We start from the raw sequence: 1,731 nt of genomic DNA, 5'->3' as shown, positions 1-1,731 counted from the left end.
GCCACTTCGAAGATCGGCGCATCAGCGTCCTTGTTGATCGCCACGATCGTGCCGGCGTCCTTGATCCCGGTCAGGTGCTGGATCGCGCCGGAGATGCCGATGGCGACGTACAGCTCGGGGGCGATGATCTTGCCGGTCTGGCCGACTTGCAGCTCGTTGGGCACGTAGCCGGCGTCCACCGCCGCGCGCGAGGCACCCACCGCCGCGCCGAGCCGGTCGGCGAACTTGTAGATGATCTCGAAGTTCTCCTTCGAGCCGACGCCGCGACCGCCCGAGACCACGCGGCGGGCCGATTGCAGGTCGGGGCGGTCGGACTTGCCGGCGGCCAGGCCGACGTGGCGCGTGTGCGTGGGCAGGTCGGCCTCGACCGTCGCCGACTCGATCGCCGCGCTGCCACCCCTGGCCGCTTCCGGCCACGAAGCCGTGCGTACCGTGGCCACTACGATTCGGTCGTTCGGTGCCTCGACGGTGATGATCGCGTTGCCGGCGTAGATCGGGCGCTTGAAAGTGTGGGCGGCATCCACCGCCATCAGGTCGGAAACCTGCGCCACACCGAGCAACGCGGCCACGCAGGGGGCGAGATCCTTGCCGAAAGTGGTGCTGGGCAGGAACACGTGGCTGTAGCCCGCGGCCAGCGTCGCCACCTGTGGCGCCAGCACCTGGGCGATGGCGTTCGCGTTGGCCGGGTTGGCGATCACAAGCACCTTCGCCACGCCTGCGATCTGCGCGGCCTCGGCGGCGACGGCACCTGGATCGGCGGCCAGCACGACGATGTCGATCGTCTCGGGCGAGAGCGCCAGCGCCGCACTGACCGTGCGCGCGGTGGAGGCGTTGAGCTTGCCGTCGAGGTGTTCGGCGACGATGAGAACCTTGGACATGGCACACACTCCGTGATCTTGTAGGAGCGCCCCATGGGCGCGACCTGTACCGGCGCATGGTGCGTGCTGCCGGTCGCGGGCATGGCCCGCTCCTACGTGTGAGGGGTTACAGCAGGCCTTTGTGCTTCAGCGCGGCGACCAGTTCGGCCGCATCCTTGACCATCACGCCCTTGCTGCGCTTCGCCGGCGCCGCATAGTGCGTGGTCCTGAGGAAGTCCGCGGATTCCACGCCAAGGTCGGCCAGCGGCAGCGTCTCCAGCGGCTTGCTCTTGGCCTTCATGATGTCGGGCAGCTTGATGAAGCGCGGCTCGTTCAGGCGCAGGTCGGTGGTGACGACGGCGGGCAGGTCGACCTCCAGCGTCTCCAGGCCGGCGTCGACCTCGCGCACCACGGTGGCCTTGCCGCCTTCGATCTCGAGCTTCGAGGCGAAGGTCGCCTGCGGCCGGCCCCACAGCGTGGCCAGCATCTGCCCGGTCTGGTTGGCGTCGTCGTCGATCGCCTGCTTGCCGAGGATCACCAGGTCCGGTGACTCCTTCTCGACCAGCTTGAGCAGGGCCCGGGCGGCGGTGAGCGGCTGGATGGCCTGGTCGGTGACGACGTGGATGGCACGGTTGGCGCCCATGGCAAGGCCGTTGCGCAGGTGGGCCTGGGCATCGGCCGGGGCGATGGTGGCGACCACGACCTCGGTCGCGATGCCCTTGTCGCGCAGGCGCAGCGCCTCTTCCAGCGCGATCTCGTCGAAGGGGTTGGCCGAGAGCTTGACGCCCTCGGTGACCACGCCGGACCCGTCCGGCTTGACCTGGATGCGGACATTGAAGTCCACCACGCGCTTGTAGGCGACGAGGATTTTCAT

Annotated in this window: 2 protein-coding genes; both read right to left on the bottom strand. The window is 68.7% G+C overall.

Features of this window, described 5'->3' with window-relative positions; translation table 11 throughout:
- A partial coding sequence (locus tag PLC66_RS22605) for an electron transfer flavoprotein subunit alpha/FixB family protein (RefSeq protein WP_324544425.1) occupies positions 1–878 on the bottom strand: 878 nt, incomplete at its 3' end.
- A gap of 106 nt (positions 879–984) precedes the next feature.
- On the bottom strand, positions 985–1,731 hold a 747-nt coding region (locus PLC66_RS22600; protein ID WP_324544424.1), incomplete at its 5' end, for an electron transfer flavoprotein subunit beta/FixA family protein.

The organism is Thauera sp., assembly GCF_035444905.1.
In the GTDB taxonomy this organism is placed as follows: Bacteria; Pseudomonadota; Gammaproteobacteria; order Burkholderiales; family Rhodocyclaceae; genus Thauera.
The sequence above is the reverse complement of the archived record's forward strand: the minus strand, read 5'-3'. Positions and strand labels throughout refer to the sequence as shown.